This window comes from Sphingomonas bacterium, from assembly GCF_028289855.1.
In the GTDB taxonomy this organism is placed as follows: Bacteria; Pseudomonadota; Alphaproteobacteria; order Sphingomonadales; family Sphingomonadaceae; genus Sphingomonas.
Genome location: NZ_JAQGKZ010000015.1, coordinates 1 through 5,143, shown reverse-complemented (window position 1 = coordinate 5,143; position 5,143 = coordinate 1). Strand labels below are relative to the sequence as shown.

Below are 5,143 nucleotides of genomic sequence, written 5' to 3'. Positions count from 1 at the left end.
CGTCTTGCTAGCCGCGAAATCGGGCGCGATCGCGACATCGAGCAAGTCGCCCTGCCCGCTCGCTGCTACCTTAGGCAAACCCGGCACATCCTCGACCAAGCCGTCAGCGTCGCGCAGTTTCAGCTTGCCGCTCTTTTCGGTAACCAGCAGCCAGCTGTCGTATGGGCCGTCGCGCAGGAACGCCATCGCGAACGGCTCGTCGAACGTGCCGATCGTCGCCACCTTGAACGGCGGCGCTGCCGGCGTCAGGTTGGCGCGTCCGGTGGTCGCCGGCACGTTGACGATATCGGTTTCGAGCGGCGAATTGCGCGGCACGCTTTGGCCATTCCCGTTCGGTGACGCCGAACAGGCGCTAGCGATCAGCAACATCGACACAAAGGCGTGGCGCATCAGTGGTCTCCGGCGAAAGGCGGTCCAGTTTTGCACAACGCCTCGCGGCTGGCCACGGTTGCCCGCTTGCCAGCGCGCGTCCACCCGCCTATATCATCGCCACAATCTCTACATCGCCAGGTGAAGAGGTCGGGAGGCTCCAGCTTCCCGGCGCCGAACCTGCTTATCTGGACGACACATGGCGGACATCGCCCGACTGACGCACTTGATCGAGCCCGAGGCGCAAGCGCTGGGCTTCGATCTCGTGCGCGTGCGGATGTTCGGTGGCGGCGACGATCTGACGCTCCAGGTGATGGCCGAGCGCCCCGATACGCGCCAGCTGACGATCGACGATTGCGCCGAATTGTCGCGGCGGATTTCGGACACGCTCGACGAGGTCGATCCGATCGCGGAAGCCTATCGTCTTGAAGTGTCGTCGCCCGGGATCGACCGGCCGCTGACCCGGCTCGGCGACTTCGCCGATTGGATCGGGCACGAGGCGCGCATCCATCTGACCGCGCCGGTCGATGGCCGCAAGCAACTCACCGGCGACCTTGCCGGCGTCGACGGCGACCGCATCACGATCGACGTGAAGAAGCATGAAAAGATGACGATCGGCTTCGACCAAGTCGCCGACGCCAAATTACTGATTACCGACAGACTTTTAGCCGCAACCGCGCCACTCTCCACCGAGGGCGCCGACGAAGAATTCGAAGAAGAAGGACAGGATTGATGGCCACCGCCGTTACCGCCAACCGTGCCGAGCTGATCGCGATCGCCAATTCGGTCGCAACCGAGAAGATGATCGATAAGGGCATCGTCATCGAGGCGATGGAGGACGCGATCCAGCGCGCCGCCAAGGCTCGCTACGGCGCGGAGAACGATATCCGCGCCAAGCTCGATCCGACCACCGGCGACCTTCGCCTGTGGCGCGTGGTCGAGGTGGTCGAGGCGGTCGACGATTACTTCAAGCAGGTCGACCTGAAGGGCGCGCAGAAGCTCCAGGCCGATGCCACGATCGGCGACTATATCGTCGACCCGCTGCCCCCGATCGAATTCGGCCGGATCGCCGCGCAGGCCGCCAAGCAGGTCATCTTTCAGAAGGTCCGCGACGCCGAGCGCGAGCGCCAGTTCGAGGAATTCAAGGACCGCATGGGGGAGATCATCACCGGCGTGGTCAAGCGAGTCGAGTTCGGCCATGTCGTCGTCGACCTGGGCCGCGCCGAGGGCGTGATCCGCCGCGACGCGCAGATCCCGCGCGAAGTGGTGCGCGTCAACGACCGCATCCGCAGCCTGATCCTCAACGTGCGCCGCGAAAATCGCGGGCCACAGATTTTCCTCAGCCGCGCGCACCCCGACTTCATGAAGAAGCTGTTCGCGCAGGAAGTGCCCGAAATCTACGACGGCATCATCGAGATCAAGGCCGCCGCGCGCGACCCGGGCAGCCGCGCCAAGATCGGCGTGATTTCGCATGATAGCAGCATCGACCCGGTCGGCGCCTGCGTCGGCATGAAGGGCAGCCGCGTCCAGGCGGTCGTCCAGGAAATGCAGGGCGAAAAGATCGACATCATCCCTTGGTCCGAAGACACGGCGACCTTCGTCGTCAACGCGCTCCAGCCCGCCAGCGTCAGCCGCGTCGTGATCGACGAGGAAGAGGATCGGATCGAGGTGGTCGTGCCCGACGATCAGCTCAGCCTCGCCATCGGCCGCCGCGGCCAGAACGTGCGGCTTGCGTCGCAGCTGACCAACAAGGCGATCGATATCCTGACCGAACAGGACGCAAGCGAGAAGCGCCAGAAGGAATTCCTCGAGCGTACCGAGATGTTCCAGACCGAGCTCGACGTCGACGAGACGCTGGCGCAGCTCCTGGTCGCCGAAGGCTTCGGCAGCCTCGAAGAGGTTGCTTATGTCGAGGCCGAGGAAATCGCCACGATCGAAGGCTTCGACGAAGACCTCGCCGCCGAGCTGCAGAGCCGCGCCGCCGAAGCGCTCGAACGCCGCGAAGCCGCAGCGCGCGAGGAGCGCAAGGCGCTCGGCGTGTCCGACGATCTCGCGACGATGCCATATATGACCGAGGCGATGCTGGTCACGCTCGGCAAGGCCGGGATCAAGGAGCTCGACGATCTCGCCGACCTTGCTACCGACGAATTGATCGAAAAGAAGCGCCAGGAACCGCGCCGCCGCGCCGAGGACGCGCCCAAGCGCCCCGAGCACAAGGGCGGGGTGCTTGCCGAATACGGCCTAACCGAAGAGCAGGGCAACGAGATCATCATGGCCGCGCGCGCGCACTGGTTCGAAGACGAGCCGGCGGCTGGTGGGGAGGACGCAAATGCGGAATCCCCCCAATGAGACCGCTGCTGCGGTAACCTACCGACGTCATGCCGGGCTCGTCCCGGCATCCACGGTGCAATCAGTCCAGCGGATCGAGGCCGAGACCGACCGCGAGATCATCCCACCTGGGATTTTCGCGCTCGATCAGGTTTTTCTTGTAGTCGCGCGGCCATTTCTTGATCCGCTTTTCGGCAGTGATTGCGGCGTCCATCGTGTCCGCCATCTCGAACCAGACAAGGCGATAGACGCGATGCCGTTTGGTGAAACCGCCAAACGTAACGGCGCGATGCTGCAGGATTCGGCCGATCAGATTGGACGTCACACCGATATAGAGCGTGCCGTTAAACCCGCTTGCCATGATGTAAACGCGGGGCTGGCGTTCTCTCATGTGCCGCAATTTGCTGCCCGGTGGATGCCGGGACAAGCCCGGCATGACGGATTGGAAGTCGCCGCATGACCGTGCCTCCTGAGCGCACCTGCATCCTGTCGCGCGAGCATGGATCGCGCGAGGGGTTGATCCGTCTGGCGCTGGCGCCGGACGGTCAGGTACTGCCCGACATCCGCGCCAAGGCGCCGGGGCGCGGCGCGTGGATCGGGGTGGGTCGCGCGACGCTCGACACCGCGATCGCCAAGGGCAAGCTCAAGGGCGCGCTGAGCCGCGCGTTCAAGACCGCCGACATCGCGATTCCGAACGACCTGTCGGCGATGATCGCCGATCGGCTGCAGCGCGATTTCCTCGACCGGCTCGGGCTCGAATCGAAGGCCGGCAAGCTCCAGACCGGCACCGCGAAGATCGATACCGCGTTGCGCTCGGCGCAGGTTCACCTGTTGCTTCACGCGTCCGACGCGCGCCCCGACGGCGTCGGCAAGCTTGCCCAGGCGTGGCGCGTGGGACGCGACCGCGAGGGCTCCGGCGAGGGGGGCTTGGCGCTTCCCGTCCCGCGCACCATATTGTCCTTGGCGCTAGGCCGCGAAAATGTGGTACATATCGCCGTGACCGACCCCGCTGCCGCGGGCCGCGTGCGCGACGCGCTGGACCGCTGGCGGCATTTTATCGGCCCTGATTTGACACCCGAGCCTTGCGAAACGGCCTCGCAGGGCGCATCGGCGCTTCGCGCCGGCACGGGCATGGCCGCAGACGATAAGGATTTTGCGTGAGCGACACCGACCAGGACAAGCCGAAACTCGGGATGCGCCAGCCGCTGGGGCTGAAACGCACGGTCGAGACCGGCAAGGTCAAGCAGAGCTTCAGCCACGGGCGGTCGAACACCGTCGTGGTCGAGGTGAAGCGGCGCCGCGTGCTCGGCCCCAACGCCGCGCCCGCCGAAGCGCCGGTCGTCGAAGCCACGCCAGCGCCTGCTCCGGTTGAAGCTCGCGCCCCCGAAGCGCCACGCGCGCCCGCCGCGCCGCAACTCTCCGCGCAGGAGCGCCAGACGCAATTGCTGCGCGAAGCCGAAGAGCAGCGCATGGGCGCGCTCGAAGATGCGCGCCGCCGCGAGGATGCCGAGCGCCACGCCGCCGCCGACGAGGAAAAGCGCCGCGCCGATGAGCGCGCCCGCGCTGCCGGCGAGCAACCCGCTCCCGCGCCGGAGCCCGCTCCGACGCCCGAACCCGCCGCCAAGGCCGAACCTGCGCCGGAGCCGGAGCCGGCCCCGGCGCCCGCGCCGATCGTCGCGCTCGAGCTCGACCCGTCGATGCCCGCGCCGCGGCGGTTCTCGCCCGTCGCACGTCCCGAGATTCCCAAGCCGCAGCCCAAGCCAGCGCCGGCTCCTGCCGCTGCTCCCGCAACCGCGTCATCCGAATCGACCGCGCGCTCGGCTCCCTCGGGCTCCGGCCAGGCAACGCCGCGTCGCGGCGCCGAGCCTTCGCAGCAGCCCAGCCGCCCCGGCCAACGCGGCCGCACCGGCGACGAACGCCGCGGCGGCAAGTTGACGGTCAACCGTGCGCTCGGCGGCGAAGACGGTGCGCGTGCGCGCTCGCTCGCCGCGCTAAAGCGGGCGCGTGAGAAGGAACACCGCCGCATGGGCGGCCCGCGCGAAGCGCAGGCCAAGCAGGTCCGCGACGTCGCGGTGCCCGAATCGATCACGGTCCAGGAACCCGCGATCCGCATGGCGGAAAAGGGCGCTGACCTCGTGAAGGCGCTGTTCAAGATGGGCTCGCCCGTCACGCTGACTCAGACGATCGACCAGGACACCGCCGAATTGCTGGTGACCGAGTTCGGCCACAACATCGTCCGCGTGTCCGACAGCGACATCGATCTGGCGGCCGATGTTGAGGCGGATGCGCCCGAGACGCTCAAGGTTCGCCCCCCGGTCGTCACGATCATGGGCCAGGTCGATCACGGCAAGACCAGCTTGCTCGACGCGCTGCGCGGCACCGACGTGGTCACGGGCGAAGCCGGCGGCATCACTCAGCATATCGGCGCGTACCCGGTCACGCTGAA

Annotated in this window: 6 protein-coding genes; 4 read left to right on the top strand and 2 right to left on the bottom strand. The window is 67.0% G+C overall.

Annotated features, from left to right (window positions below; translation table 11 throughout):
* Positions 1 to 390, bottom strand: a 390-nt coding sequence (locus tag JWM94_RS00955; protein ID WP_299419932.1) for a PQQ-dependent sugar dehydrogenase, incomplete at its 3' end; no start/stop codon positions are given.
* Positions 391 to 568: 178 nt separating this feature from the next.
* On the opposite strand from JWM94_RS00955, the gene rimP reads away from it, so the two are divergent.
* Positions 569 to 1,102 (top strand): ribosome maturation protein RimP, encoded by a 534-nt coding sequence (gene rimP, locus JWM94_RS00950; RefSeq protein ID WP_299419927.1) that lies wholly within the window; start codon positions 569 to 571, stop codon positions 1,100 to 1,102.
* The gene (gene nusA / locus JWM94_RS00945; protein WP_299419923.1) at positions 1,102 to 2,718 is read left to right on the top strand and encodes a transcription termination factor NusA; all 1,617 of its coding nucleotides are present in this window, start codon (positions 1,102 to 1,104) and stop codon (positions 2,716 to 2,718) included. The genes rimP and nusA overlap by 1 nt, the downstream gene beginning before the upstream one ends.
* A 61-nt stretch (positions 2,719 to 2,779) precedes the next feature.
* Here nusA and JWM94_RS00940 read toward each other — a convergent pair whose 3' ends face one another.
* Positions 2,780 to 3,088, bottom strand: coding sequence for a GIY-YIG nuclease family protein (locus tag JWM94_RS00940; protein WP_299419919.1), 309 nt, complete (start codon positions 3,086 to 3,088; stop codon positions 2,780 to 2,782).
* 65 nt (positions 3,089 to 3,153) lie between these two features.
* Between JWM94_RS00940 and JWM94_RS00935 the strand changes: the two genes are divergently transcribed.
* Positions 3,154 to 3,858 (top strand): DUF448 domain-containing protein, encoded by a 705-nt coding sequence (locus tag JWM94_RS00935; protein ID WP_299419915.1) that lies wholly within the window; start codon positions 3,154 to 3,156, stop codon positions 3,856 to 3,858.
* The coding region (locus JWM94_RS00930) for a translation initiation factor IF-2 associated domain-containing protein (RefSeq protein WP_299419913.1) at positions 3,855 to 5,143 on the top strand (1,289 nt) is incomplete at its 3' end. The genes JWM94_RS00935 and JWM94_RS00930, both read left to right, overlap by 4 nt.